This window comes from Yersinia massiliensis CCUG 53443 (assembly GCF_000312485.1).
Taxonomy (GTDB): Bacteria; Pseudomonadota; Gammaproteobacteria; order Enterobacterales; family Enterobacteriaceae; genus Yersinia; species Yersinia massiliensis.
Genome location: NZ_HE997657.1, coordinates 1 through 1,363 on the forward strand (window position 1 = coordinate 1; position 1,363 = coordinate 1,363).

Genomic DNA, 1,363 nt, shown 5'->3' on the forward strand with positions numbered 1-1,363 from the left:
TATAAGGGCTTCCCCGGCATGTCAACGCCGGTTTTATGGTTTCTGTCTGCTCGTCAGTAAAATAAAGGGGAGAGACTGCGGTACTATAAACGGCCATGATGAATCGTTATCGATTCGGACCCTGATGAAAGACGCGCGTGAGGTTCTTGTTCGTTAAGCGGATACGTATATCCTGTACAATAGCCAGATAGGCCTCACGGGGTCTAACCCTTTTTCATCAACGAGTTGCAGGTCAGATGGTTATACTGCTTTGTGCTTTAGCTGGCTGAGTACAGCCTGAAATCATCACCGTAATGCAACGATGCCCAGCACAGCCTCGCGTTTTTGGCGGCGATGGCCACAACAGCCCGCCAGTACCCCCTGCGCTCAACCAACGTACAAACCCAACGGCTGAAGGAGTCAGTCCTTTTCTCTGCACCAATCAAAACCGAACGGGCCCCCTGAACCAGAAGCGTTCGCAGATATGAATCGCCTGCTTTCGTTATTCTGCCAAGCTTTGATTTTCCGCCACTGCTGTACTGTGATGGTGTAAGTCCCAGCCAAGCTGCCAGTTGGCGTCCATTCTTAAAATCATGGGCATTACCGATACTGGCGACCAACGCACAAGCCGTTGTGGGACCAATCCCCTTCAGATCCATCAGTCGTTGGCTGCGGTGATCCGTTTTTGCCATGCGGGACAGGATCCGGTCATATTCAGCGATGTTATCTTCAATGCGATTAAGGTGTTCCAGCAGATCATCAACGCATTGCTGAACCTGAAGCGGCAAAGAACTCTTCTGTTCAGAAACCATGTGGCGCAGGGCATCTGTACTTTGTGGAGCGATGACGCCGAATTCAGATATCAAACCTCTTAATCGGTTATATGTTGCTGTTTTCTCTTCGATAAAACCTTGTCTAGTACGGTGTAGACATTGCATCGCCTGCTGGCTCTCATCCTTCACTGGCACGAACCGCATATACGGGCGACGGACAGCCTCACAAATAGCCTGGGCATCAGCTGCATCATTTTTCCCTGATTTACCGGCCATGCGGTAAGGCGATACGAACTTTGCAGCCATCAAACGGGGCTCATGGCCATACTGCCGAAACACTCTTGCCCAGTAATGGGCGCCGGAGCACGCCTCCATCCCGATGACACAAGGAGGTAAACTTGCAATCAACTCTGGAAGCGCTGCACGCGATACTTTGGGTTTAACCAGAACAGTTTTTCCATTTTGATCAACGCAGTGAACAGCGAACACATTTTTAGCAAGATCGATACCGACAGTAGTGATAGTCATAACGAATCCCTCCAGGGCTATGTTTACCCCATGATTGCACAATAGTTAATCAGGCGCATATCCAGGGGAAGTCCCTTCCATTC

1 protein-coding gene is annotated in these 1,363 nt (G+C 50.0%); it reads right to left on the reverse strand.

The features are described from left to right. Positions 1 to 257 precede the first annotated feature (257 nt). Positions 258 to 1,280, reverse strand: coding sequence for an IS110 family RNA-guided transposase (locus tag BN68_RS22810; protein ID WP_019213466.1), 1,023 nt, complete (start codon positions 1,278 to 1,280; stop codon positions 258 to 260). Positions 1,281 to 1,363: the final 83 nt, after the last annotated feature.